Here is a 23,068-nt window from a genome sequence, read left to right as displayed (position 1 = left end):
GGCTCTCTTCCGTTTCGGGTGGAAAGCCACATTCCCCACCATAGCCATGGTCAGGCCCTTGCTTTTTGCAAAGGACTGCCCGGCAGGTGAGTGAGCTTTCCAGCGATCAGGAACGCCATGGCGATGAAGTGGTCGGTGGTGCCATAGCCACGCGCCTTGGCCTTGGCCGCTTGCAGCAGTGAGTTCACCGCCTCCACATAGCCGGTATGCAGATGAGAGGCATCAAACGCCTTGAGTATTCCCGCCCAGTGCTGCTGGATGGTCTTGGCCAAGTCCTTGAAGGGCTGCAAGCGGCTGCGTTGCGCCCATCGCAGCCATTTCTTGAGTGCCCGTGCACTGCTGGCGACATCCGCGTCTGAGTTCCGGTAAACATCGCGCAGCCCCTCCTTGATCCGCCACGCCCTGGCGGTCTTCAGTCGGGTGTGGGGCAGCCAATCCATCTTGGCCTGCTCTTTGTCCGTCCACCTGGCTTTGTCCTTGAGCCAGCACCAGCGGGTCTTCTTGAGCCAGCGCTCGCCCCTGGCTTCTTCTCGCCGCACAGCGTCCACGGCCCGGTTGGCCAGCTGCACCACATGAAAGCCATCAAAGGCAATCGCCGCCTGGGACAAGTGCTGGCCTGCTCCTGCGATGAAGGCCTTGGACATGTCCATGCACACCACCTGGATGGCCTCGGGTCTGCCTTGGTGGCTCTTGAAGTCTTCGGTAAATCTCTGAACCGTGCTGGCATCCTTGCCGGGGGTGGCGTAGATCAGTCGCGCCCGCTCAAGATCGTGCACCAGGGTGATGTAGCTGTGGCCTTTGGCGCAGCTGGTCTCATCGATACCAATGACCGCCACACCCGCGTAGCTCTCCTTGGCCCGCGCCAATCCGACATGGGCATCGATCTGGCGCCACAAGGCGTTGTCCGCGCAGCGCAGGATGCGCGCACACGCGGCCACCGGCATCTCCCGGGCCAGCGTGAGGGCCAGCGCCTCGAACATGAGCGTGAAGCGGCTRCCCTCTCGCGCCCAGGGAACACTCAGCTGGGTCGTACAGCCGCAGGCGCTGCACGACACGCGAGGCAGCGCGCAGTGCACGTAGGCTTCAAACTGGAAGAAATCCAGATGCCGCCAGCTGCGCTGGCGGTGGTCATGCAGTTTCTGGTCAGCTGCTGCGCAAACGGGGCAGGCGGCACTGCCGGATTGCCAGACCACGTACAGGTCGATGCGGCTGCGCTCGACGTCCAGTGCAACACGCTCCACAGCCCAGGGCGCGGCCAGCCCCAATGCCTGGCAGAACAACGCTTCTTGCATGGGGAGGGCTCCTGTTCGGGGGGTGTCAATGGGTTTATTTGAACGTCCAGTGCAACACGCTCCACAGCCCAGGGCGCGGCCAGCCCCAATGCCTGGCAGAACAACGCTTCTTGCATGGGGAGGGCTCCTGTTCGGGGGGTGTCAATGGGTTTATTTGTACTGTAGTGTTCCACCCGAAACGGAAGAGAGCCTATTTTTTTATGTATTTCTGTGCAGCACCGGCTGCAGCAGCACCACCAGCGCGCCTGCGCCGCCGTCCATGGGCCGGGCCTGCACAAAGGCCAGCACCTCGTTCTTTTGCACCAGCCAGCGCTGCACGCGGCCCTTGAGCACGGGGCTTTTGCCGGGCGAGCCCAGGCCCTTGCCGTGCACCACGCGCACACAGCGCAGCCCCGTCTTGTGGGCATGACGGATGAAGTCGCCCAGCGCCTCGCGCGCCTCGTCCACGCGCAGGCCGTGCAGGTCGAGCTGGCGCTGGATGCTCCAGTGGCCCGATCGCAGGCGGCGGGTGATCTCCACGCCAATGCCGGGGCGGCGAAAGCTGAGCTGGTCGTCGGTGTCGAGCAGGGTGCTCACGTCGAAATCGTCACTGATCGACTCCATCAGCACCCGCTCTTCGTCCAGCCAGTGCTGCACCGGCAGCGGCGGCGGCTGGTGGCGGCGCACGCGCGCCAGGTTGGGGTTGCGCAGCGGGGTGACGGGGCCCACGCTGCGGCTGAAGAGGTGGCGCTCGGCCTCGGCCCGTGCTGCTGCTTCGCGCCGGGCCTTGTCTTCGGCCTCGCGGCGTTCCTGTTCTTCGCGCAGGCGGCGGGCCACGGTGGCCAGGTCCTGCAGCTGGGTGATGCGTTCGCCCGCCCGGCGCGGGGCCGGGGGGGCGCGGCGGCGGGGTGGTGCGGGGTTGTCTGCGGCTGCGGGTGTGGCGGGGGCGTGGCGCAGCGGGCGCATGGCGGCCTTGGCTGCCGCTTTTTTGTCGGCCAGGCCCGCGCGCCGGGCGGACCGGGGGATCGTGGAAGGCGGTGGGGCTGGCGCGGGGGCTGGCTCTGCAGCTGCGGCATGGCCGCCCGCCGCCGTGCGCGCAGCGCGTGCCAACGCGGCTTGCAGCGCCGTGGGCGGGTGGGTCGGTGCGGGCGCAGGGGCGGTCACACCAGGCCCTTTTCCGCCATCGACAACGCCTGGCCCGGCGCCACGATCACATGGTCGAGCACGCGCACGTCCACCAGCGCCAGCGTGGTCTTCAGGGTCTGGGTCAGCGCCTCGTCGGCGCGGCTGGGTTGTACGCTGCCGCTGGGGTGGTTGTGGGCCAGCACCACGGCGGCGGCCTGGTGGTGCAGGGCGCGCAGCACCACCTCGCGCGGGTACACGCTGGTCTGCGTGAGCGTGCCGCGAAACAGCTCCTCCAGTGCCAGCAAGCGGTTTTGCGCATCGAGGAACAGCACCGCAAACACCTCATGCCCCTTGGCGGCCAGATGCAGCTGCAGGTAGTGCTTGACGGTATCGGGCGAGTCGAACACCTCGCGCTCGCGCAGTTGCTGGGCCAGTGCGCGGCGGGCCAGCTCCAGCACCGCCACCAGTTCGGCGCGCTTGGCGGGGCCCAGGCCCTTGATGCGTTCCAGGTCGGCCGCGCTGGTGTGCAGCAGCCCGGCGATGCCGCCAAAACCGCCGTTGATGGCGCCGGTGTCCGGGTCGATGCCGGGCGGGTCCAGCAGCTCCTGCGCCATCTGTAGCACGCCTTTGCCCACGATGCCGGTGCGCAGCAGGATGGCCAGCAGCTCGGCATCGGCCAGCGCGGCGGGGCCGCGCGCCAGCAGTTTTTCACGGGGCTGGGCGTCGGCGGGCAGGTCTTTGAGGGCCATGGAACGAGGAGGTGGGACGCGCCAGCGGCGGTGGTGGCGGTAGGGCTTTGCCCGGTTTTCTACAATCGCAGGAGTTTATCGAGACTGTCATGACCTCTACCGCTGCTGCTTTGCCCACCGTCCAGCCGGGCTCCTTCCTTACCTTGCACTACCGTCTGGCGGGCCCTGCAGGCGATGTGATCAACACTTTTACCGACAAACCCGCCACCCTGTCGCTGGGCACGGGCGAGCTGTCGCCCGCCGTGGAGCAGCGCCTTCTGGGCCTGGCCGAAGGCACGCGCACTACGTTCGAGCTGCCTGCGGGCGAGGCTTTTGGCGAGCGCAACCCCGACATGCAGCAGTGGGTGGCGCGCAAGCTGATGAACGAGCTGGGCGACCCCGACGAAAAGTACAACGTGGGCGATGTGGTGCAGTTCCCCACGCCCGACGGCCAGGGCAGCTACGCCGGGGCCGTGATGCAGGTGCGCGAAGACGGCGCCGTGCTGTTCGACTTCAACCACCCGCTGGCGGGCCAGCCCGTGACTTTTGAAGTGCAGCTGATCGGAATTTTGTGATGCAGGCGCCGCAAGAAATTCTGCTGGCCGAGCCGCGCGGCTTTTGCGCCGGTGTGGACCGCGCCATCGAGATCGTGGAGCGCGCCATCCAGAAGTTTGGCGCCCCCATCTATGTGCGCCACGAGATCGTGCACAACACCTATGTGGTGAACGACCTCAAGGCCAAGGGCGCGATCTTTATTGAGGAGCTGTCGGACGTGCCCCCGGGCGCCACGCTGGTCTTCAGTGCCCACGGCGTGAGCAAGGCCGTGCAGCAAGAGGCTGTGGCGCGTGGCTTCAGCATTTTTGACGCCACCTGCCCGCTGGTGACCAAGGTGCACGTCGAAGTGGCCAAGCTCGCCAAAGAGGGCTACGAATTCATCATGATCGGCCACAAGGGCCACCCCGAGGTCGAGGGCACCATGGGCCAGCTCGACCAGGGCATCCACCTGGTGGAAGACGTGGAAGACGTGGCCCGAGTGCAGCCCGCGCAGACCGAGAAGCTGGCCGTGGTCACGCAGACCACGCTGAGTGTGGACGACGCCGCCGAAATCTCGGCCGCCGTGCGCGCGCGCTTCCCGAGCGTGCGCGAGCCCAAGCAGCAGGACATCTGCTACGCCACACAAAACCGCCAGGACGCCGTCAAGGTGCTGAGCCCGCAGGTGGATGTCGTGATCGTGGTGGGCAGCCCCACCAGCTCCAACAGCAACCGCCTGCGCGAGCTGGCCGCAAAGCTGGGCACCACCGCCTACATGGTGGACAGCGCCGATGAGCTGCAGGGCGAGTGGTTCAAGGGCCGCTCGCGCGTGGGGCTCACGGCGGGCGCATCGGCGCCTGAAATCCTGGTGCAGCAGGTCATCGACCGCATCAAGGCGCTGGGCGCGGTGTCGGTGCGCAGCATGGCGGGCATCGAGGAGACCATCAAGTTCCCGCTGCCCAAGGGGCTGAAGATCGACGCGGCCACGGGGCTGGAGATTCGTGAGCGCACGCCCGAGACGGGGCCTTCTGCCCACTGAACACTGACGGTGGGGAGGTTCAGTCGAGAAGAAGGGTGCTCATAGGCGCCCTTTTTATTTTTGCTCCTGAATTGATAGCTATCATCGCTTGACCATCGCGCGGTAACGGCCATTTTTATTCATATTTTTCGTCACAGCGGCACGGCCGGCCCGCTCCACAGGTCCAGCGGCGGGTCGGCCGCCACGGCGCGCAGGATGTCGGTGCGCGAGATAAAGCCTGAGAGCACGCCCGCTTCGTCCGTCACCGGCAGGCCCGGCAGGCCGGTGTCCAGCAGCACGGCCGCCACGCGGCGCAGTTCGGTGTCGGGGGACACCGTGGGCACGGGGCTCACCATCACCTCGGCCACCGGGCGGCGGGCCAGGTCAATGGCCTGCTTCACGGCGCCGGGTTCGGGCAGCAGGTCGAGTGGCGCCATGTCGGCACGCACCAGCAGGCCGATCACGCGGCCCAGCACATCCACCACCGGGGCCTGGGCCACCTTGTGTTCAGCCAGGGTCTGCCAGGCGTTGTTCACACGGGCATCCGGCTGCACGCTGAGTGCGCCTCGGGTCATCACGTCGCTCACCCGGGTCAGCGGCTGGCGGGCATGCTGGGGGCCCTGTTCGGTTTGTGCGTAGGCGCTCACGGCATCCTGCAGGCGCAGGTTGACCACGGCGGGTGTGGTGGCTTCAGCCGTGGCCGCGTGGGGCGGGGCGGGGAAGACGGGCACGGGCTCCCCCGGCAGGTCCAGCGCCCGGGTGCGCAGCGCCTGGGGCCGCTGCACGCGCCGCACCGACGAGATCTGGGCCAGGTTCTCCGGGCCGCCCCGGTACATCTGGCCCGACGGGCCGAACACAAAGAACATGTCTTTCCTCCTGCGGGCAGGCCCGCCACGGGCGGTGGCGGGGGCTGCTCTGCCCATGTTATCGGCAGTTGTGGGGCGCGCGTGCAGTCAGCCTTGTGTCTGCATGTTGCGGGCAGCCCCTACACTGCCCCTTCTTTTGACACCACCTGCCCTCCGGAGCCCCTGCATGATCGACCGCGCCGCCATTGCCGCTGCCCGCCGCCAACTGGCCACCCAGCCCGACTTTCTGCGCACCACGCCGCTGATGCGTGTGTCTGGCAAGACTTTGGGCGTGGACTGTGCCGAGGTCTGGCTCAAGCTGGAGCATTTGCAGGTGGGCGGCAGCTTCAAGGCGCGCGGCATGCTCTACCGTTTGCTGGCCAACCCGGTGCCCGAGAGCGGCGTGATCATTGCCTCGGGCGGCAACGCCGGTATTGCCGTGGCGGCGGCCGCCCAGGCCCTGGGCGTGCGCTGCGAGGTGTTTGTGCCCGAGGTCTCGCCCGAGGCCAAACGCGCCCGCCTGCGCGCGCTGGGCGCCGAGGTGATCGTTACCGGCGCTGCGTACTCGCAAGCCTTTGAAGCCTGCGTGGCCCGCCAGAAGACCACCGGCGCCTTGCAGGCCCATGCCTACGACCAGCCCGAAGTGGTGGCGGGCGCGGGCACCCTGGCGCTGGAGCTGGAAGAGCAGGGCGGTCGCCTGCCCGACACGGTGCTCGTCAGCGTGGGCGGTGGGGGCCTCATCGGCGGTGTGGCCGCCTGGGTGGAAAGCCGCGCCCATGTGGTGGCGCTGGAGCCCGAACGCGCGCCCACCCTGCACGCGGCGCGGGCTGCAGGGCAGCCGGTGGATGTGGAAGTGGGTGGCGTGGCCGCCGACTCGCTGGGCGCCAAGCGCATCGGCGCCATTGGCTGGGAAGTGAGCCAGCGCCATGTGCACGACGCGCTGCTGCTGCCCGACGACGCCATCCGCGCCGCCCAGCTGTGGCTGTGGAAGGAGCTGAAACTGGCCGTGGAGCCCGCCGCCGCGCTGGGCCTGGCGGCGCTGCAGACGGGCGCGTACAAACCGCAGCCCCAAGAGACCGTGGCCCTGATTCTTTGCGGCGCCAACTTCGACCCGGCAAACCTCGCCTGAGCCCAGGCCGACCACCCCTTTAAAATCCAGCAATGCTTGACATCTTCCTTCTCCGCAAAGACCTCGACACCGCCATCGCGCGGCTGGAAACCCGTAAAAAGCCCCAGGCCTTCCTGGACGTCTCCGCTTTTCAGGCGCTGGAGTCCGAGCGCAAGACGCTGCAGACCCGCACCGAAGAGCTGCAGGCCCAGCGCAACCAGCGCTCAAAACAAATCGGTGTGCTGATGGGGCAAATCGCGCGTTTGGTCGCGACTGAGGAGCTCGATCAGGCTGAGTTCAATAAGCAGCAGGTTGAGGCATTCAAGTTAGAAGTCGCTGCAATCAATCAAGAGTTTGATTCCTCCAAGATTCGGCTCGATCAAATCCAGTCCGAGCTGCTGGCCATGCTGGTGGCCGTGCCCAATCTGCCGCACGAATCCGTGCCCGTGGGCAGCGATGAATCGGGCAATGTGGAAGTGCGCCGCTGGGGCGCTCCCCCCAGTTTTGCGTTCGAGGTGAAAGACCATGTGGACCTGGGCACGCCGCTGGGCCTGGACTTCGACATGGGCGCCAAACTCTCGGGCTCGCGCTTCACCGTGATGAAGGGCCCGATCGCCCGCCTGCACCGCGCGCTCGCCCAGTTCATGCTGGACGTGCAGACGCAAGAGCATGGCTACACCGAGTGCTACGTGCCCTACGCCGTGAATGCCGATTCCCTCAAGGGCACAGGCCAGTTGCCCAAGTTTGAAGGCGACCTGTTTGCTGCCAAAAAGGGCGGTCAGGACGGCGAACCCGTGCCGGACAACACCGCGCTGTACCTCATCCCCACCAGCGAAGTGCCGCTGACCAACTTTGTGCGCGACGTGGTCACGCCCGAGGCCGACCTGCCCATCAAGCTCACGGCCCACACGCCATGCTTCCGCTCGGAAGCCGGGAGCGGCGGGCGTGACATTCGGGGCTTGATCCGCCAGCACCAGTTCGACAAGGTCGAGATGGTCCAGATCGTGCACCCCGACAAGAGCTACGAAGCGCTGGAAGAAATGACCCGCCACGCCGAGGCCGTGCTGCAGAAGCTGGGCCTGCCTTACCGCGTGATGAGTCTGTGCACCGGCGACATGGGCTTTGGCGCCGCCAAGACCTACGACCTGGAAGTGTGGCTGCCCGCACAGAACACCTACCGCGAGATCAGCTCGGTGAGCAACTGCGAAGCCTTCCAGGCCCGCCGCCTGCAAGCCCGCTTCAAGAACGCCCAGGGCAAGAACGAGTTGCTGCATACCCTGAACGGCTCCGGCCTGGCCGTGGGCCGCACGCTGGTGGCGGTGCTGGAAAACTATCAGCGTGCGGACGGAACCGTCGAGGTTCCGTCCGTTCTCCGCCCATACATGGGCGGAGTGTCGGAGCTTGCTCCGACCTGAGCGGATAGTTTCTGTGCAGGCTCACTTTCGCAGCGCGAAAGTGAAGCGAAGCGTGCCGGAACTACAACTACCAGCAGGCCGATGGCAGCGTGATGGTGCCCGAGGTGCTGCGCCCCTACCTGGGCGGCCAGACTGTGCTGCAGGCCTGAGGCCGCGTGAGACAGCCCGGCAGGTCCGTTCGGGCTTGCCTGATTCATCGACTCCTACAGCGGGCCCTTGTGGCCCGTTGTGTTTTTCACTTCCCGTTCGTGCAGGCGTGACGCGTATGGGTGCCACGCGAATGACCTTGGGTAAAGCCTTGTGCACGGGCTCAGGCCGCCAGAGCGGGGGGAGCTGAAAAATCCACCTGCGCCTGGGCCAGGCGCAACATGGCTGCCACCAGCGCCCGCGTATCGCCCCGCCGCCATTGGTATGCGTAGTGCAGGGGCGCCAGCGGCGTGCGCCCACCCACCGCGCGCAGGCCCAGGGTGTGGGCCCAGCCAGCAGGCAAAAACCCCACCCCCACACCCGCGCGCAGCATTCCCGCCACGGCCCCCCAGCTGTTGCACAGGATGCGCTCGCCCACCGTGACGCGGTGCGCCAGCAGCCAGTCGTCCAGCAGCCGCGTGGTGCCCGCGCCGGGGGGCAGGGTGACCAGGGCATGGCGTTGCAGCAAGGCCCCGGCGCCCATCCTGCCCGCGCCGGGCAGGCCTGGTGCGGCCGCCCAGGTGAAGTGGGCAGCGCCTATCGGTTGCGACAGCAGGCTGCTGCGGGACGAGCGCCCGGCGATCACGGCAAAGTCCAGCTCGCCATCGTCCAGGCGGCGCTCTAGCACGCTGCCCACATCCACCACGGGCTCCAGCGTGAGGCGGGGGTGGGCGTGCCGGGCGGCGGCCACAAAGGTGGGCAGCCAGGTGAGCGCCGAGAGATCGCCCACGCCAAAACGGCACCGGCCGGTGAGTGTGGCGCGCGCGTCCACCGCCTGGCCCAGCGCCGTCATGGCCTGGAGCACATCGAGCGCTGCGGGCAACAGGCGCTCGCCCGCTTCGGTGAGCACGGCGCGGTGGCCGCTGCGGTCGAACAGCGGCTGGCCCAGCGCCGACTCCAGCTCGGCGATGCGCTTGGACAACGACGACACCGACACATGCACACGGTCTGCAGCGGTGGTGAAGTTGGCGCAGGTGGCGGCCCACCAGAAGGCTTCGAGCTGCTTGATGGAAGGGGTCGGCATGGTCTTTGGTCGAAAAAGCGAACGATTTCATTCTAGATATTTCGCTTTTGTGCGCATGGAATGTTGCCTAGAGTGGGGGCTTGCATGAACGCGTCTGAATGCGTCTGAGCGCCTGCACCGATGTCCACACCATGACCACCGCCATTGATTCCGTGTCCCCCGCTTTATCGCCCACGCCGGGCGCCCCGCAACGCTCCCCTGCCGTGCTGCGCCGCATGCTGTCGCTGCACGACTTTGAGGACGCCGCACGCAGGCGTCTGCCCCGGCCCATTTTTGGCTACATCGCAGGCGCGGCGGAAGACAACGCCTCGCTGCGCGACAACCGCGAGGTGTTTGGCGAATACGCCTTCACCACGCGTGTGCTGCGCGACGTCTCGCAGCGCTCCCAGGCCGTGGAGCTGTTTGGCGAGCGCTACAGCAGCCCGTTCGGCATTGCACCCATGGGCATCAATGCGTTGTCCACCTACCGGGGCGATCTGGTGCTGGCGTGTGCGGCGCAGCGTGCAGGCATCGTGTCGGTCATGAGCGGCACCTCGCTGATCCCGATGGAAGAAGTGGCGCGCGAGAGTCCTGGCACCTGGTTCCAGGCCTATCTACCCGGCGACCAGGCGCGCATCGATGCGCTCATCGACCGCGTGGAGCGCGCAGGTTTTCGCACGCTGGTGGTCACGGTGGACATACCCATCTCGGCCAACCGCGAGAACAACATCCGCACGGGCTTTTCAACACCGCTCAGGCCCGGCCTGCGCCTGGCCTGGGACGGCCTGGTGCGGCCACGCTGGGTGGCGGGCACCTTTGTGCGCACGCTGCTGCGCCATGGCATGCCGCACTTCGAGAACTCGTTCGCCACGCGGGGCGCGCCCATTGTGTCGTCTTCCGTGCTGCGCGACTTCTCCGCGCGCGACCACCTCAGCTGGAACCATCTGGAGGCCATCCGTCGCCGCTGGAAGGGGCCGCTGGTTGTCAAAGGCGTGCTCCGCGTGGAAGACGCATTGCAGGCCCGAAACCTGGGGGCCGACGGGGTGGTGCTGTCCAACCATGGCGGCCGCCAGCTCGACGGCGCCGTGTCCGCCATGCGCGTGCTGGAGGCCGTGGTGGCAGCCGTGGGTCCTGCTTTCCCGGTGCTCATCGATGGGGGCTTCCGGCGTGGCTCCGACGTGCTCAAGGCCATTGCGCTGGGCGCACGCATGGTGCTGGTGGGGCGCCCCTTCAACTACGCGGCCGCTGTGGCTGGGGAGGCCGGGGTGCAACACGCCATCGGGCTGCTGCGCGACGAGGTGGACCGCAACCTCGCCATGCTGGGCGCCAGGGCGTGCACAGACCTGGGGCCTGGGCACATTGTTCGCCGCCACGGCTGAGGCAGGCGGACCATGCCGTAGCAACCCGTCTGAGCGCCGGAAAAACCTTGCTATAATCGCAGCTTCGACTCACAGGAGAGGTGGCAGAGTGGTCGAATGTACCTGACTCGAAATCAGGCGTAGTGGCAACACTACCGTGGGTTCGAATCCCACCCTCTCCGCCAGTATCCAAAGGGTTTGCTGCTATGAAAATAGAAGCAAACCCTTTCTGGTTTCTGGGCCCTCTTGTCCACGCTTTCCCTTCCCAATAGTTCTTCAGCCGACCCGAACCTGGTTGCGGCCTTGTGCCTTGGCCTCGTAGAGGGCGGCATCCGCGCGTGCGATCAGGGCATCAACCGATTCGTCGCCGGGTTGCGCCGTGGTCACCCCGATGCTGACGGTGCAGTGCGGCAGGCCTGCGGCCTCCGGGGTGGCGTCGAGTGCTGCGCGCATGCGTTCGGCCACGGCCTGGGCGGCGGCGCTGTCGGTTTCTGGCAGCAGCACCATGAATTCTTCGCCCCCGTAGCGCCCGAGCCGGTCGGCCGATCGCAGGTGCGACTCGGCAAGCCGCACAAAGCGTGTGAGGACCTGGTCACCTGCAAGGTGCCCATGTGCGTCGTTGACGCGCTTGAAGTGGTCGATGTCCAGGATCAGCAGCGAGAACGGTTTGCTGTAGCGGCTCCAGCGGGCCAGCTCGTCGGCGCAGGCCGCCAGCACGGACCGGCGGGTGTGGGCCCCCGTCAGGGAGTCGTGGGTGGCCAGGTACTCAAACTCTGCGCGCACACGCTCGCCGGCCATCAGCAAGACCCCGATGCTGACCAGCAGCACCGAGAAGCTGAAGGCCGCGATGTAGAGGGTCTGGACGAAGGACTGCGCGAAGCGCTGGGTGTCCGCCTGGTCCAGCCACAGGGTGGACACTGCACGGCAGACCAGCACCGCTGCCTGCCCCCACAGCACCATGGCCGTGAAGCGGGGGGCGAAGCCCTGGCTGCCATGGCGGCCCAGCAGGCGTGCATGTTCTGCCACGATGGCTGCCAGGGTGCCGCTGAAGACCAGCACCCGGATGCGGTAGTCCGGGTGGCCATGCATGAAGAAGGCGAGGACCAGCAAAACCACCGCGATCACCGCAGCCCAGCGGCGGCCTGAGGATGGCAGGCCATACAGCCGCTCGCTCCCCAGCAGAAACAGCGTGACACCCACCAGCAGCAGCGCGTTGCCCGTCAGGGCCACGAGGGTGGGCGGGAGCACGCCGTCCAGGCCATAAAACAGGGTGGAGCCGGCACACAGCAGGGGCGCCGCGCCCCAAAGCCGCATGCCCCGGATCGACGCCGGGTAGCTGCGTCGCAAGCCCAGCAAGACCAGCCCCATCACGATGCCGATCAGGCCCGCCATGATGGTCAGGGAGCGAAGGTCAAGACTGAGCATGAATGGATGGGGGGCTGGCGAAATGGTGGGGTTGGGGGGAGGGCGACGGGCCTGCGAGGCACGGCCGTTGCCTGGGGGTGGCTGTGCAGCGCCACTGCACCGGTCTGGTGCAATTCTAGGGGGCGAAGGGGAAGGGACTATGTCCAGCCCGGTATACCGCCCAGCAGCTTCTGCGGATTGCTCACGGGCATGGGGGGATGGGGCTGGCGTGTTGAGCCGCCGGGCCCTCACCGCCAGAATGGAGGGCTGCGCGGTTTGCGCCTGATGCCCGGAAAGAATCCTGTATGTCCCCAGAACTGCCAACGAACCCTCCCATCCGCCTGACCCAATACAGCCACGGCGCAGGCTGCGGCTGCAAGATCAGCCCCCAGGTGCTGGATGTGATCCTGGCGGGCAGCGGGGCGCAGAACCTGGACCCCCGGCTGTGGGTGGGCAACACCTCGCGCGACGATGCGGCCGTGTATGCGCTGGATGGCGAGCGCGGGGTGGTGTCCACCACCGACTTCTTCATGCCCATCGTGGACGACCCCTTTGACTTTGGCCGCATCGCAGCCACCAATGCCATCAGCGACATCTACGCCATGGGGGCCGACCCGCTGATGGCGATTGCCATCCTGGGCTGGCCGGTGAATGTCCTGCCCCCCGAGGTCGCGCGCGAGGTGGTGCGCGGCGGGCGGGCCGTGTGTGATGCGGCGGGCATTCCGCTGGCGGGTGGGCATTCCATCGATGCGCCGGAGCCCATCTTTGGCCTGGCGGTGACCGGGGTGGTGGAAAAGCGCCACCTCAAACGCAACGACACCGCCACGGCGGGTTGCCGCCTGTACCTGACCAAGCCCCTGGGCATTGGCATCCTGACCACGGCCGAGAAAAAAGCCCGGCTGCGCCCGCAGGACGTGGGTGTGGCGCGCGACCTGATGTGCACGCTGAACCAACCCGGCAGCCGCTTTGGCCGGTTGGCGGGGGTCAAGGCAATGACCGATGTGACAGGTTTTGGCCTGCTGGGGCATCTGGTCGAGATGGCCGATGGCAGTGGCCTGAGCGCCGAGATCGACTACGCAGCCGTGCCGCGCCTGGCGGGGGTGGAGCACTACATGGACCAGGGCTGCGTGCCCGGCGGCACGCAGCGCAATTTCGACAGCTACGGCGCCAAGATTGCGCCGCTGACCGACGAGCAGAAGCACCTGCTGTGCGACCCGCAGACCAGCGGCGGGCTGCTGGTGGCCGTGAGCCCCGAAGGCGAGGACGAGTTTCTGACGGTGGCAAGCGGGCTGGGCCTGGCGCTGGCACCCATTGGCCAGATGACGGAGCGGCGCGCCCTGGCCGTGGTGTTGCGCTGATGTTGGCCGCTCTGTCGGACTACCGGCACCTGTTGCTGAACGGTGTGCCCATGATGGATGTGCGGGCGCCGGTGGAGTTTGCGCAGGGCGCGTTCCCCGGGGTGGTCAACCGCCCACTGATGGACGATGGCGAACGCCAGCAGGTGGGCACCTGCTACAAGCACAAGGGGCAGGACGCGGCGATTGCCTTGGGGCACCAACTGGTGTCCGGGGCCACCAAGCAGGCCCGCATTGCGGCCTGGGCACAGTTTGCACAGGCCCATCCGGGGGGCGTGCTTTATTGCTTTCGGGGTGGACTGCGGTCCCAGATCGTCCAGCAGTGGCTGAAAAGCGAGGCGGGCATCGACTACCCCCGCGTGCAGGGCGGCTACAAGGCCCTGCGCGGTTTTCTCATCGACACCCTGGAGGCGGCCTCGGCGCAGTGCGGTTTTGTGGTGCTGGGCGGTCTCACTGGCACCGGCAAGACCGAGGTGATCGCGCAACTGGCCCAGGGGCTGGACCTGGAGGGCTTTGCCAACCACCGGGGCTCCAGCTTTGGCCAGCGTGTGAGTGGCCAGCCGTCGCAGATCGATTTTGAAAACCGGCTGGCCATTGATTTGCTCAAAAAACGCGACCGAGGGCATGGGGCGTTTGTGGTCGAAGACGAGGGGCGGCATGTGGGCAGTTGCTCTGTGCCGTTGGCGCTGCGGCAGCGGCTGGAGCAGGCCCCCATCGTGTGCCTGGACGACGGCTTTGATGCCCGGGTCGAACGCATCCTGCGGGACTATGTGGTGCAGCAATGCGCTGACTTTGTGGCAGCCCATGGTGAGGCGGTGGGCACCGATCTGTTTGCGGCCCGCTTGCTCGAAAGCCTGGACAAACTCGCCAAGCGCCTGGGCGGCGACCGGCACCGGGCACTGCGCGCGACCATGCTGGTGGCGCTGGCGCGTCAAAAAGACCATGCAGACCCCGCGCTGCACCGGGACTGGATCGCCCTGCTGGTGCGCGATTACTACGACCCGATGTACGCCTACCAGCAGCGCCAGCGGGCGGGTCGCATCGTGTTCCAGGGCGACCGGGAGGCGGTGCTGGATTATTTGCGTGCATCTGCTTCCATCGCAGGCACGGTGGGCGCGGCAGGTGCGGCGGGCGGCAGGGCGGTTTAGCCCTCGCTGTCTTCTGGCCTGTGCTAGCTGCGGGGCAGCACCAGCCGGAACTCGGCGCCCCGCCCCGTGTCGCTGTCCACCTCCAGGCTGCCGCCGTGGCGCTGCACCACGGTAGCCACCAGCGCCAGGCCCAGGCCCACGCCTTGCACGGCAGGGTGGCTGCGGTCGTGCAGCCTTTGGTAGGGCGTGAACAGCTTGTCCTGCAGTTCAGGGGCAATACCGGGGCCCTGGTCGCGCACCGACACCACCCAGTGCGGGCCGCGTTCTGCAATGGCGCACTGCACCACACCGCCCTCCGGGCTGAACTTGATGGCGTTGTTGATCACATTGGCGAGGGCGCGGCGCAGCAGGGCCTGGTCCCCCAGGCACAGGGCGGTGTCGGGGGAGGCGATGGTGCGCACATCCACCTGCTTGTCGCGGGCCAGGGCCCAGAGGTCGTCGGTGGTTTCGGCCAGCAGTGCGACCAGATCGATCGGCGCCATGCGGTACTCCTGTGCCTGCGCGCTGGCCAGCTGCACAAAGCTTTCGGCCATGCCCAGGGACGCCTGTGCATAGCGCTCGATGCGCCGCAGCAGTTCATCGTCTGCCATGCGGCCGGGGTAGGCGCGCTGCATCTCCAGCAGTGTGAGGATGGAAGCGTTGGGCGCGCGGATGTCGTGCGAGATGAAGTGCATCGCCTGGTCGCGCTGCTGCAGGGCACGGCGCATGTCGGTGAGGTCCACCAGCGTCAGCAGCCAGCCTGCGTTGGCCAGGTCGGTGAAGGGCTTGCATTGCACCAGCAGGCTGCGGCCCTGCGCATCGGTGCCTTCGCTGTGCTCGGGCATGGACCTTTGTTGCAGGTGTTCCCGCGTGACGAGTGGCTGGCGGTTGCCCGCATGCACCAGGTCGGCCAGCAGATCGACCACCGACTGCCCCTGCAGCGGGGCCTCAGCACCACCGCCCAGGTGCTCGCGGGCGGCCTGGTTGGCCAGCAGGATCTGGCCCTCGGGGTCGCAGACGAGGCTGGGCGAAGGCAACTGCTGCAGGCTTTCGCTCACGAAGTGGTGCAGGTCGCGCAACTGGCGCGACGCGCGCTCGACCGCATTGATGCGCCGCTCCAGAAAGTCGGCCGAGTCCCCAGGCCGCCTGCGCAGCCGCATCGACAGGCCCTGGCGCTGCAGGTTCTCCATCTCCAGCCGCAGAAAATGCGCCGCAGCACTCAGGCGCCGCCAGCTCCACAGTGGGTAGGCCAGCACCAGCCCCAGCAGGGCAGCCGCCGGGGCAAACTGCAGGCCCGCCCACCAGGGCAGGCCAACGCTCAGCAGCAGCGTGGCCAGGGCCAGCGCCGCGCTGGTCAGCAGCGCGGCCAGGGGGCCCATCAGCAGCAGGGCCAGCAGGGCGGCGGCCACCGGGGCCAGGTTGAACAGCGTGTTCAGTGTTCGCGACGCGGGGGCAATCTGGTCGCCCGACAGGCGAGCATCCAGCACGTGGGCCACCACCTCCACCCCCGGCATCAGGCGCGACTGCTGGCTGACCGGGGTGGCAAACATATCGCCCAGCCCCGACGCGGCGGCGCCCACCAGCACGTATTTGCCCCGGAAGGCATCGGCGGGCACTGCGCCGCGCAGCACGTCGATGTAAGAGTAGGTGGTGAACTGCGAGGGGCCGCCTGCGTAGGCGATCAGGGCGTGGTCAGTGCGCTCCCAGGGGCCTGCATCGGCGGCAAGAGCTGCCGGGCGGGGGCAGGGCGCCGCGCCAGGTTGCCGAGTCTGCGCCACACATTGCAGGGCCATGCTGAAGTGGTGCCAGGGCGCGGCGGCCGGGCCTTCGCGCAGGTACAGGCTGCGCACCACCCCATCGCCGTCGGGGGCCACATGCACATGGCCCAGGTCGGCGGCGGCCTGGGCAAATGCGGGCCAGGGCAGGTCGGTGGCGTTGCCGGTGGGGCCGTAGCCGCGCCGCAGCACGGGCAGCACCACCCGACCGCTGCGCCGGATGGCATCGGTGAGCAGCAGGTCGTCTTCGGGGTAGTCCAGGTCGGCCTCGTTGAACAACACGTCCATGCCGATCACATGCGGGTTCTGCGCCGAAATGCGCGTGATGAGTTCAGCATGCAGGGCCCGGCGCCAGGGCCAGCGACCGATGGCGGCAATGCTGGGGTCATCGATGGCCACGAGCACGATGTCCGGGTGCGGGGCGCGAGAGACCAGGCGTAGCCCGGCGTCCTGCACCAGGTGGTTGACCCGGCCCAGGCTGTCGGGCGTGCTGAGCCAGGCCACCAGCCCCAGCAGCACCATGGCCAGCACCGACCATTCCAGGCGGCGCCTGCGGCGGCGGCTGTGGGCAATGCTCAGCATGGGGCGGCGTCAGCGCCCGGGCGGGGCGCTGCAAAGGGGCGTCTGCCGTCAATGCCCACCAGGGCACAGCGGTTGCAATGCGCGCTCAAGGGCGCCCCACCGGCGCTCCGCTGGAGGTGGACACCGGCAGCCCGGCGCCGGTGCGGATGCCCGTGCCCACACGGATCTTGCGGGGCTGCGAGAACTCGCTTTCCAGGCCACTGGGGTCCAGCACCTGGATGCGCACCAGGTACTCGCCAGCGGGCAGGTTGCTGCCAGTCCAGGTGGGAGCGTCCAGCACGGTGTCCTGGGCGGGCTGGGCAAAAGCCGCGTCGGAGGCTGCGGCCAGCTGCAGCCGGAACCGCTGGCCCGGTTGGGCCGGCCAGTGCAGGCGCACTGTGGGTTCGCCGTCGTCAGCCTGCAAGGCTTGCAGGGACAGGGTGGCCGGGCGTTCGGCCACGGTGAAGGGTTGCGGCGGGGCAAACGGGCCCTGGTCGGCCTGGCCGCCCGGCAACTGCTGAACGCTGGCCATGCGCCAGAAGTAGTTGCCCACGGGCAGGGCACCAATGGGCAGACGGCATTCGTCCAGGCGCTGTTCGTCGCGCAGGGGGGCGGTGAATTTCGCATCGGCGGCCACCTGCACGCGGTACCAGCGCACGCCAGGCACCTCGGTGCAGCGCAGCTCGGCCGCGCCGCTGGGCACCACGGCGCCGGGCGCGGGGGACTGGTGCAGCGGTGCCACGGGCCGGGTCTTGATGGTGAAGGGCTGCACGGCGGGCAGGCCGGCAATCCCGGCATCGTCCACGGCCCGCACGGCCAGGTAGTAGCGGCCGTCTTCGAGCGCTTTCCAGCGCAGGCGCCCATCGGCAAAGCTGCCGTGGCGCAGCACCTGGGTGAGTGCTTCGTCCTGCGCCACCTGGGCCAGGTAGCGTGTGGCGCCCGGGGCCGTGGGCAGGTCGATGGCCAGCAGGCTGGCATCGCCCAGCATGGCGGGCATGCCCGAGGTGTCGGGTGGGGGCAGCAGGGGGCGGGCTGCGCCCACGGTGCCATCGGTGGCCACGGCCAGGCCCTGGCCTGGGGCGAGCAGGGCGGTGGGGGCGTTCAGCGACGCGCCGGGGTGGCTGTCGGTGTCGCGCCGGGACTGCACCGCCACCGAGCCGTTGAGCACCGAGGCCGTGGTCTGGCCCGAGTCCGCCATGGCCACGCTGAAGTGGGTGCCACGCACGCTGGTCACGGCCAGCGGGGTGCGGATCTCGAACCGGCGCAGGGGCTCGGTACTGGGGGGCACGGTCGATTCCACGCCACCCTTGTGCATCTCCAGCACCGACTGCACGCTGCCCGCGCGGCCACGGCGGCGCAACTGCCGCAGCTGCAGCTCGGACTGCGCCTGCACCCGGACCACGGTGCCATCGGCGAGCTTGACGGTCACAAAGGATTCCGGGCCCACCTGCAGCGCTGTGCCTTCCTCCAGCTTGCCGCCGGGGCTGACAGGGGCGGGGGCATCACCGGCCCGCGCCTGTGCCGTGACGGCACCCTGCACGAACTGCACCGTGGCCGACTCGCTGGGCTGCAGCCGCACTGGGATCCAGATCACCGAGCCTGGCTGCAGCCGCCGGGGATCGGCCACCTTGTTGCGGGTCTGCAGCTGCTGCCACTGCCGGGGCGCGGCCAGGTAGTCCCGGGCCAGGCCTTCCAGGGTGTCCCCCTCCTTGACGATGTGGGCCACTTCATCCCCCAGGGGGACGGGCGGGCTGGCCTGTGCTCCCCGGGCTGCAAGGCCTGCGAGGGCGGCCAAAGCCAGTGCAGCGGCGGCGCAGGGTGTCCAGCGGATGTGCGGGGTGGTGGGGGTCAAGTCATGTCTCCTTCGTGCGGTCCGGCGCAGGTGGGGCCGCTTGTGGCGGTGCCTTTGCGGGGTCTTGGGCGCCTTTGTCAGTCCTTGCGCGGGGCTTCGACGGCTTCAAAACGGTAGCCTACGCCATACACCGCCGTGACGATGAAGCCATTGGCGGGGCGCAGGTCCAGCAGGGTGCGCAGGCGCGAGATGTGGGTGTCCAGCGAACGCGACATGACATCGGCCACCTGGCCCCAGACGATTTCCTTGAGGTGGTCACGCGACAGCAACCGGCCCATGTTCTGAAACAGGAACAGCGCGAGGTCGTATTCGCGGTTCTTGAGCTCCACGGGCACACCGTCCATTTCGATGGCGCGGGTTTCGGGCAGAAACCGGTAGCGGCCAAACTCCAGCACGCTGGCTGCGTTGTCGGGGTAGGCGCGGCGCAGCAGCGCGGCCACGCGGGCATTGAGCTCACCGATGCGCACAGGCTTGACCATGAAGTCGTCAGCCCCGCTGGCCAGGCCTTCGACGATGTCGCGTTCTTCCTGCCGGTTGGTCACGAACAGAATGGGCAGCTGCGCGGCCACGTTCTTGCGCACCCAGCGCACCACCTCGGGGCCCGTGGTGTCGGGCAGGTGCCAGTCCACGATCAGCAGGTCAAAGGTCTCGCGGCGCAAAGTGCGCAGCAACTCGGCGCCCGTCAAATGCGTGTGGCAGACATGGCCCATCGCCTCGGTGGCCTGCTTGATCAGATCCAGCTGAAGCGCATCGTCGTCCAGAGCGGCTATGCGCATGGTGTCCCCCATCGAAATCGAAGCCGGGAATTATTCGCGATATCCCGCGCCTGGCCTAGCGGCCCCGTGCGGGTGTGCGGGTGGTTTGACATTTGTTAACCCTTTGTTGTGTGTGGCAGACGCGGGGGGGCCATCATCAGGGCGATGGCGGCCGGGGTGCTGCCAGTGGGGCGATTTCGCGCACCAGCCGCATGCCGACCAGCGGATACCGCGTCTGTGGCGTGTTCCAGTTGCGAAAGCCGCAGCGGGCATAAAACGACCAGGTGTGCCACGAGCCGCCCCGGCGCACCCGCACACCGCCCTCGGCCGGGCCCTGCGGGTCGGCGCCTGGAGATGCGGCGTAGTAGTGGTCGTCGTGCCAGTCTGCCACCCACTCCCAGGCATTGCCCAGCATGTCGTGCAGGCCAAAGGTGTTGGGGGCATAGCTGCCCACTGGGGCGGTAAAGGCATGGCCGTCGCTGCCTGCCAGCGCATGCTGGCGCCAGCGGGGCCACAGGGGGGCGGCGGCCTGGTCAAAAGTGTTGGCCACCCGCACCAGGCCTTGCGGATCGTCGCCATGGGGGTAGAGGGTGCGGGTGCCCGCGCGGCAGGCGTATTCCCACTCGGCCTCGGTGGGCAGGCGGTAGCGGTGGCCTTCGGTGCGGCTCAGCCAGTGCGCCAGTGCCTGGGCGTCGTTCCAGGTGATGTTGACGACCGGGTGCTCCGGGCCCTGCGCAAACCCGGGGTTGCGCCATGAGTACCGGAGCAAGCGCCCCTCGAACGCGTCGCCGCGCTGGGTGGTGGCCGGGTCGTACTGGGGGTTGTAGCCATAGCCGCCCGTGCCATCGGTCTCGGATTCAGGCTGGTAGCCCGAGGCTTCGACAAACCGCTGGAACTGCCCCACCGTGACCTCGTGCTGGCCCAGGTAGAACGCGCGGCGGATGTGCACTTCATGGCCGGGCGCTTCATCGATCAGGTCGGTAAAGCGTTTTTTCTCCAGCTGCGGGTAGGTCTGGGCCAGCATCTCCAGCGGGGGCACGCCCCCCATCCAGAACCGGCCCGCAGGCACCTGCACAAACACCATGCCCAGGCTGTTGACCCAGGTGGGGGTTGCCGGGGGCTCCAGGCGAGGTGCGTGCTGGCACCCCGCCAGCAGCGCGGCCAGGGCCAGCAGGGCCCCACGGGCGCCCGCTCGGCGGGTGCGTACGGTGGGGGCCACGGGCATCAAGGTTTGTCGGGCAGTTCGCTCACGCACTCAAAAATCAGGCGCGAGCCATCGTTGCGCAGCAGCTTGGCGTGCAGCGCCAGGCGCTGGCATTCGCGGCTGGCGGTGGCGTAGGCCTGGGAGGTGTCCGGGCCGTACACCGGCACGCTGAAGGTGCGGTCCCGTCCCGATGCCATGGGGCCGGAGGGTTGGTGAGGGTGGGTGGCGTTGCAACCGGCCAGCAGGGCCAGCACAGAGACCGAGGCAAACAGCAGTTTCATGGGGTTCTCCAGATCAGTCCAGGCGCCCAGTTTAAGGGCCGGGTGCAAGGAAGCGGCCGCTGGGCATGTTTGCGCGTATCCCCGCTGTGCACGGGGCGGATGACGCACTACAGTGTGCCCACCATGCTGGGCTGCATCGTGTGGCGCCAGCCAAAGAGGGGGCGGGATGGCAGGCACGCAATCACCGGTCACACACGACGCCTGGCGCGCCTGGGCGCTGCGGGTGCTGTGGGCACTGGGCCTGCTGGCCCTGCTGCAGGTGCTGCCGGTGTGGGCGCCGCTGCAGCGGCTGGAATACGACCTGCTGGCCAGCCTCACCGCCCCGGTGCGGCCCGATGTGGGTGCGCTGGTGGTGGGGCTCGACGAACCCAGCCTGGCCGCGCTGAACATGAGCCCGCCCTTGTCGCGCCGCCTGCATGCGCAGCTGGTAGACGCCGTATCGGCCGCAGGCGCCGCCGCGCTGGGCATCGACATGCTGTTTGCCGCACCCCAGACGCCCGAGGACGACGCGGCCCTGGCCCTGGCGCTGCAAGGGCGCTTGCCCGTGGTGCTGGCCACGGCCGAGGTCGCGGTGCCCAGCTCGCAGGTGGCGCAATACCGGCAGACCGTGCCCTCCGTGTTCCCCCATGCCCGGTTTGGCAGTGTGGCCGTCGAGCCGGATGGCGACGGCGTGCTGCGCCGCGCCCCGGGGCACGACGCCGCACTGTGGCGCGTGCTGGCCCAGGCCGCAGGGCGTGCGGTCACCCCGCCGCCCGAGGGCGCGCTGCTGCGCTACTACGCGCCCGAGCTGCCCTTGCCCTATGCCCATTACACCCAGGCGCTGGAGCCCACGCGCATGCTGGCGCCGGGCGCCCTGCAAGGCCGGGTGCTGCTGCTGGGGCAGAACACGCCGGTGGACGGCGTGGACCAGTTCGCCACCCCCTTGCATGTGCTGGGGGCGGGCACCCAGTCGGGCGTGCTGGTGCATGCCACGGTGCTGATCAACGGGCTGGCGGGCGACTGGATCCGGCCCGCGCACCCCCTGGGGCCGTTCTTGCAGGCCGTGCTGGCGGTGGGCGTGGTGGCTGCGCTCACACGCCGCTGGCGCGGGGCGCGGGCCGCGTGGCTCAGCGCCGTGCTGGCGCTGCTGGCCGTGGCGGGCGGGTGGTGGGCCCTGGTGGCGGGCCTGTGGTGGAGCGCACTGCCCACACTGGCAGGCCTGGCGCTGCATTTCAATGTGGGGGCGGCTGACAGTTACTGGCGCGAACACCGCCGCCGCGAGCAACTGCGCGCCGACTTTGCCCGCTATGTGCCGCCCGCCGTGGTCGATGCGCTGGTGGCCGAAGGCGCGGCCCCGGCGCTGCAGGGCGAACGCCGGGTTCTGACCCTGCTGTTCTCCGACCTGGCCGGTTTCACGGCCGCCAGCGAGCGCCTGCCCCCCGAGGCCGTGGCCCAGGCCCTCAATGCTTATTTCTCGCGCATGACCCATACCGTGCACCAGCATGGCGGCACGCTCGACAAGTTCATTGGCGACGCTGTCATGGCCTTCTGGAATGCGCCCCTGCCCGAGCCCGCCCATGCGGCGCGCGCACTGGCTTGCGCCCAGGCCATGCAGGCCGAGATGGTGGCCCTGCGCGCCCAGTGGGCGGGCACACCGTTTGCGCAGGTGCAGCTGCGCATCGGCCTGCACACGGGCGAGGCGGCGGTGGGCCACCTGGGCTCGCACGAACGCTTCACCTACACCGCAGTGGGCGACGCGGTGAACACCGCCGCGCGACTGGAAGGGGCCAACAAGGCCTTTGGCTCCAGCATCCTGCTCTCCGGCGCCACGCGCGCGGCCCTGCCCGCCGGGGCCCCGGAACACGCGCACCTGCTCTGGCTCGACACCGTGGTGCTGGCCGGGCGCAGCACGGGGCTGGATGTGTACACCCCCTGCGACGACGCCACGCTGGTGGCCACCAGCCAGGCGCTGCACCGCCACCTGCAGGCCGCCGAGTGGGCCGAAGCCCTGGTCTGCTGCGCCCAGTGGCAGGCCCACGCGCACCGCCAGGCGCCGCAGTGGGCGCCGCACGCCGATCAGCTCCAGGCCCGGGTGCTGGATCTGGCCGATGCCGCCGCGCAAGCCTCGGCCACGCCACCGTCTTTTGGCGCCCGTGCGCTCGACAAATAGAAGACTCCGAACCTCCC

19 protein-coding genes and 1 tRNA gene are annotated in these 23,068 nt (G+C 68.5%); 9 read left to right on the top strand and 11 right to left on the bottom strand.

Annotated features, from left to right (window positions below; translation table 11 throughout):
* Positions 1-50: 50 nt before the first annotated feature.
* The 3 genes from A1D30_RS14340 to radC all read right to left on the bottom strand — a co-directional run bounded on the left by A1D30_RS14340 (position 51) and on the right by radC (position 3,145).
* Positions 51-1,292: an ISL3 family transposase gene (locus tag A1D30_RS14340; protein ID WP_063461376.1), complete on the bottom strand. Its 1,242-nt coding sequence runs from the start codon at positions 1,290-1,292 to the stop codon at positions 51-53.
* A 198-nt stretch (positions 1,293-1,490) separates the two neighbouring features.
* Positions 1,491-2,270, bottom strand: a complete 780-nt coding sequence (locus tag A1D30_RS14335) for a Smr/MutS family protein (protein ID WP_242421896.1) — start codon at positions 2,268-2,270, stop codon at positions 1,491-1,493.
* A gap of 161 nt (positions 2,271-2,431) precedes the next feature.
* The gene (gene radC / locus A1D30_RS14330; protein ID WP_063461375.1) at positions 2,432-3,145 is read right to left on the bottom strand and encodes a DNA repair protein RadC; all 714 of its coding nucleotides are present in this window, start codon (positions 3,143-3,145) and stop codon (positions 2,432-2,434) included.
* An 89-nt stretch (positions 3,146-3,234) separates the two neighbouring features.
* Between radC and A1D30_RS14325 the strand changes: the two genes are divergently transcribed.
* Positions 3,235-3,699 (top strand): FKBP-type peptidyl-prolyl cis-trans isomerase, encoded by a 465-nt coding sequence (locus tag A1D30_RS14325; RefSeq protein WP_063461374.1) that lies wholly within the window; start codon positions 3,235-3,237, stop codon positions 3,697-3,699.
* A complete protein-coding gene (ispH, locus tag A1D30_RS14320) occupies positions 3,699-4,694 on the top strand; it encodes a 4-hydroxy-3-methylbut-2-enyl diphosphate reductase (RefSeq protein ID WP_063461373.1) in 996 nt (331 codons plus the stop codon). Before A1D30_RS14325 ends, ispH begins: the two co-directional genes overlap by 1 nt.
* A 131-nt stretch (positions 4,695-4,825) precedes the next feature.
* Here ispH and A1D30_RS14315 read toward each other — a convergent pair whose 3' ends face one another.
* The gene (locus A1D30_RS14315; protein WP_063461372.1) at positions 4,826-5,539 is read right to left on the bottom strand and encodes a CBS domain-containing protein; all 714 of its coding nucleotides are present in this window, start codon (positions 5,537-5,539) and stop codon (positions 4,826-4,828) included.
* Between the two features lie 166 nt (positions 5,540-5,705).
* Between A1D30_RS14315 and A1D30_RS14310 the strand changes: the two genes are divergently transcribed.
* Positions 5,706-6,647 (top strand): threonine/serine dehydratase, encoded by a 942-nt coding sequence (locus A1D30_RS14310; RefSeq protein WP_063461371.1) that lies wholly within the window; start codon positions 5,706-5,708, stop codon positions 6,645-6,647.
* A gap of 32 nt (positions 6,648-6,679) precedes the next feature.
* On the top strand, positions 6,680-8,041 hold the full coding sequence (gene serS / locus A1D30_RS14305) for a serine--tRNA ligase (protein WP_063461370.1): 1,362 nt from the start codon (positions 6,680-6,682) through the stop codon (positions 8,039-8,041).
* 310 nt (positions 8,042-8,351) lie between these two features.
* On the opposite strand, the gene A1D30_RS14300 is transcribed toward serS, so the two are convergent.
* Positions 8,352-9,251 (bottom strand): LysR family transcriptional regulator, encoded by a 900-nt coding sequence (locus A1D30_RS14300; RefSeq protein WP_063461369.1) that lies wholly within the window; start codon positions 9,249-9,251, stop codon positions 8,352-8,354.
* A gap of 215 nt (positions 9,252-9,466) precedes the next feature.
* On the opposite strand from A1D30_RS14300, the gene A1D30_RS14295 reads away from it, so the two are divergent.
* Both A1D30_RS14295 and A1D30_RS14290 read left to right on the top strand, forming a co-directional pair.
* Positions 9,467-10,609 (top strand): alpha-hydroxy acid oxidase, encoded by a 1,143-nt coding sequence (locus A1D30_RS14295; protein ID WP_242421895.1) that lies wholly within the window; start codon positions 9,467-9,469, stop codon positions 10,607-10,609.
* A gap of 74 nt (positions 10,610-10,683) precedes the next feature.
* Positions 10,684-10,773: transfer RNA gene (locus A1D30_RS14290), tRNA-Ser, on the top strand.
* A gap of 91 nt (positions 10,774-10,864) precedes the next feature.
* Here the strand turns inward: A1D30_RS14290 and A1D30_RS14285 are convergent.
* Positions 10,865-12,013 carry a GGDEF domain-containing protein gene (locus A1D30_RS14285; protein ID WP_063461368.1) on the bottom strand — a complete coding sequence of 383 codons (1,149 nt, stop codon included), beginning with the start codon at positions 12,011-12,013 and terminating at the stop codon, positions 10,865-10,867.
* A gap of 284 nt (positions 12,014-12,297) precedes the next feature.
* On the opposite strand from A1D30_RS14285, the gene selD reads away from it, so the two are divergent.
* The gene (selD, locus tag A1D30_RS14280) at positions 12,298-13,350 is read left to right on the top strand and encodes a selenide, water dikinase SelD (protein WP_063461367.1); all 1,053 of its coding nucleotides are present in this window, start codon (positions 12,298-12,300) and stop codon (positions 13,348-13,350) included.
* Complete coding sequence (mnmH, locus tag A1D30_RS14275) at positions 13,350-14,495, top strand: tRNA 2-selenouridine(34) synthase MnmH (RefSeq protein ID WP_063461366.1); 1,146 nt, start codon at positions 13,350-13,352, stop codon at positions 14,493-14,495. Before selD ends, mnmH begins: the two co-directional genes overlap by 1 nt.
* 23 nt (positions 14,496-14,518) lie before the next feature.
* Here mnmH and A1D30_RS14270 read toward each other — a convergent pair whose 3' ends face one another.
* From A1D30_RS14270 to A1D30_RS14250, 5 genes are all read right to left on the bottom strand, one after another.
* On the bottom strand, positions 14,519-16,831 hold the full coding sequence (locus tag A1D30_RS14270; protein ID WP_063461365.1) for a CHASE2 domain-containing protein: 2,313 nt from the start codon (positions 16,829-16,831) through the stop codon (positions 14,519-14,521).
* Positions 16,832-16,916: 85 nt separating this feature from the next.
* Positions 16,917-18,662, bottom strand: coding sequence for a FecR domain-containing protein (locus A1D30_RS14265; protein ID WP_242421890.1), 1,746 nt, complete (start codon positions 18,660-18,662; stop codon positions 16,917-16,919).
* 77 nt (positions 18,663-18,739) lie between these two features.
* Positions 18,740-19,438, bottom strand: coding sequence for a response regulator transcription factor (locus A1D30_RS14260; protein ID WP_063461408.1), 699 nt, complete (start codon positions 19,436-19,438; stop codon positions 18,740-18,742).
* 136 nt (positions 19,439-19,574) lie between these two features.
* Positions 19,575-20,501 (bottom strand): formylglycine-generating enzyme family protein, encoded by a 927-nt coding sequence (locus tag A1D30_RS14255; RefSeq protein WP_242421894.1) that lies wholly within the window; start codon positions 20,499-20,501, stop codon positions 19,575-19,577.
* Between the two features lie 140 nt (positions 20,502-20,641).
* Positions 20,642-20,902, bottom strand: coding sequence for a hypothetical protein (locus A1D30_RS14250; RefSeq protein ID WP_063461363.1), 261 nt, complete (start codon positions 20,900-20,902; stop codon positions 20,642-20,644).
* Between the two features lie 166 nt (positions 20,903-21,068).
* Here A1D30_RS14250 and A1D30_RS14245 point away from each other — a divergent pair, with 166 nt between their 5' ends.
* A complete protein-coding gene (locus A1D30_RS14245) occupies positions 21,069-23,051 on the top strand; it encodes an adenylate/guanylate cyclase domain-containing protein (protein WP_063461362.1) in 1,983 nt (660 codons plus the stop codon).
* Positions 23,052-23,068: the final 17 nt, after the last annotated feature.

Source organism: Acidovorax sp. GW101-3H11, from assembly GCF_001633105.1.
Lineage (GTDB): Bacteria > Pseudomonadota > Gammaproteobacteria > Burkholderiales > Burkholderiaceae_C > Acidovorax.
Note: the sequence above shows the minus strand (reverse complement) of the source record. Positions and strands in the feature narration are given on the sequence as shown.

What these genes read in the sequence shown, in the direction of transcription:
- serS (WP_063461370.1), top strand. Translation starts at nt 6,680, where the DNA reads ATGCTTGACATCTTCCTTCTCCGCAAAGACCTCGACACCGCCATCGCG.
- A1D30_RS14295 (WP_242421895.1), top strand. Translation starts at nt 9,467, where the DNA reads ATGCTGTCGCTGCACGACTTTGAGGACGCCGCACGCAGGCGTCTGCCC.
- A1D30_RS14260 (WP_063461408.1), bottom strand. Translation starts at nt 19,438, where the DNA reads ATGCGCATAGCCGCTCTGGACGACGATGCGCTTCAGCTGGATCTGATC.
- A1D30_RS14310 (WP_063461371.1), top strand. Translation starts at nt 5,706, where the DNA reads ATGATCGACCGCGCCGCCATTGCCGCTGCCCGCCGCCAACTGGCCACC.
- A1D30_RS14270 (WP_063461365.1), bottom strand. Translation starts at nt 16,831, where the DNA reads ATGCTGAGCATTGCCCACAGCCGCCGCCGCAGGCGCCGCCTGGAATGG.
- A1D30_RS14255 (WP_242421894.1), bottom strand. Translation starts at nt 20,501, where the DNA reads ATGGTGTTTGTGCAGGTGCCTGCGGGCCGGTTCTGGATGGGGGGCGTG.
- A1D30_RS14245 (WP_063461362.1), top strand. Translation starts at nt 21,069, where the DNA reads ATGGCAGGCACGCAATCACCGGTCACACACGACGCCTGGCGCGCCTGG.
- A1D30_RS14285 (WP_063461368.1), bottom strand. Translation starts at nt 12,013, where the DNA reads ATGCTCAGTCTTGACCTTCGCTCCCTGACCATCATGGCGGGCCTGATC.
- A1D30_RS14325 (WP_063461374.1), top strand. Translation starts at nt 3,235, where the DNA reads ATGACCTCTACCGCTGCTGCTTTGCCCACCGTCCAGCCGGGCTCCTTC.
- A1D30_RS14250 (WP_063461363.1), bottom strand. Translation starts at nt 20,902, where the DNA reads ATGAAACTGCTGTTTGCCTCGGTCTCTGTGCTGGCCCTGCTGGCCGGT.
- A1D30_RS14300 (WP_063461369.1), bottom strand. Translation starts at nt 9,251, where the DNA reads ATGCCGACCCCTTCCATCAAGCAGCTCGAAGCCTTCTGGTGGGCCGCC.
- selD (WP_063461367.1), top strand. Translation starts at nt 12,298, where the DNA reads ATGTCCCCAGAACTGCCAACGAACCCTCCCATCCGCCTGACCCAATAC.
- A1D30_RS14315 (WP_063461372.1), bottom strand. Translation starts at nt 5,539, where the DNA reads ATGTTCTTTGTGTTCGGCCCGTCGGGCCAGATGTACCGGGGCGGCCCG.
- radC (WP_063461375.1), bottom strand. Translation starts at nt 3,145, where the DNA reads ATGGCCCTCAAAGACCTGCCCGCCGACGCCCAGCCCCGTGAAAAACTG.
- ispH (WP_063461373.1), top strand. Translation starts at nt 3,699, where the DNA reads ATGCAGGCGCCGCAAGAAATTCTGCTGGCCGAGCCGCGCGGCTTTTGC.
- mnmH (WP_063461366.1), top strand. Translation starts at nt 13,350, where the DNA reads ATGTTGGCCGCTCTGTCGGACTACCGGCACCTGTTGCTGAACGGTGTG.